Source organism: Marinobacter sp. S6332, from assembly GCF_023016045.1.
GTDB lineage: Bacteria > Pseudomonadota > Gammaproteobacteria > Pseudomonadales > Oleiphilaceae > Marinobacter.
On the sequence record NZ_JALKAP010000029.1, the window covers coordinates 1 to 986 of the forward strand.

Annotated in this window: 1 protein-coding gene; it reads right to left on the bottom strand. The window is 49.4% G+C overall.

Annotated features, from left to right (window positions below; all coding sequences use genetic code 11):
* A partial coding sequence (locus MWU62_RS18835; RefSeq protein ID WP_247116266.1) for a transposase occupies positions 1-179 on the bottom strand: 179 nt, incomplete at its 3' end.
* Positions 180-986 lie beyond the last annotated feature (807 nt).

Here is a 986-nt window from a genome sequence, read left to right on the forward strand (position 1 = left end):
TCCCCGGTATTACGATTACCTGGCACGGGCATTCCTTGTTGTCGACACTGTTTCAACCAACTATACAGAGTCACATCGGAGATGCCTTCCTCTGCCGCCACCGACACGACACTTCGGTTCTGCGGAGGCAACAGCTTCTTCAGCACAGCGGCTTTACGCTCTTCGGAATAACGTGGCATGAATACTCCCATGCCGCCCCAACTAACTAAATTCAGGCGAAATTGCCAACTGGACAACTAGGCTGACAGAGGGGGATAGCCAACACACCCAAAACCCGGAGTCAGGCTATGAATCACAATTACGTATCGATCTCATTCCCGCAAGAAAAAGTGAAGCTATCTGGCTGGGACATCTCGCGGATCAAACAGACTATCGACAATCAAACCGCTCAAATAAAAAGGCCCATAACCATAACAATTAAGGCGATAGGCCAAAATGCATACTCGTCAGTGGAAACTGCTATGACGCCACTACAGAACCTTCAGGACGCGCATCTGCCTGAGGGTTGTAGGCTCAGTCGAGCCTGATTATCATGACGACCGCTCCAACCAGGCGCTCTGGCGACTGATACATCAGGTAGCGGCAGTTACATTAGATGTTCGTCTAGTACTGTGCATTGGGCTCCCAGGCAATGACGAACTGCCAGCCAAAGCACCTGCTTGCTACTACTTAACCATGCACTAGCATTAATGATCAGCCAAGAGTCCTTTGTAGTGGCGAGCCGGTCTACTTTACTCGCTCCAGTCATACGACATTACTTGTCGCACCCTTAAGTTACAGTATCAACAGCTCCCCGATGACTTGGCAATGAATACGGCAAGCCAGTCACTAAAGGAGTCACCATGCACGACTTTTCAACCATTCTTGCCCAGCACGGGTTCACATCTGAAAAATACGACTTTGATTCCACCATCGCCGGTTTCGATTACGACCTGCAGTTCGCTTTGTTCGATCAAGACAGCGTTTTCGATATCGAGAAATCAAAC